Below are 246 nucleotides of genomic sequence, written 5' to 3'. Positions count from 1 at the left end.
AACCGGCGCTGCGCGCGCTCGCCGAGCAGGCCGCGGCCCGGGCCCCGGTCCCGATCTCGGTGCTCGACGGGACGGCCGAGGACCTGCCCGCGCCGGACGGTTCCTTCGACACCGCGGTGAGCACGCTGGTGCTGTGCTCCGTGCGCGACCTGGCGGCCGCGCTCGGCGAGATCCGCCGGGTGCTGCGCCCGGACGGGCACTTCTGCTTCCTGGAGCACCTGCGCGCCGAGTCCGCGGGGTTCGCCC

Annotated in this window: 1 protein-coding gene; it reads left to right on the top strand. The window is 77.2% G+C overall.

Features of this window, described 5'->3' with window-relative positions; translation table 11 throughout:
• A partial coding sequence (locus L9G74_RS21670) for a class I SAM-dependent methyltransferase (protein WP_238898927.1) occupies positions 1-246 on the top strand: 246 nt, incomplete at both ends.

The organism is Shewanella electrica, from assembly GCF_022321485.1.
GTDB lineage: Bacteria > Pseudomonadota > Gammaproteobacteria > Enterobacterales > Shewanellaceae > Shewanella > Shewanella electrica.
The sequence above is the reverse complement of the archived record's forward strand: the minus strand, read 5'-3'. Positions and strand labels throughout refer to the sequence as shown.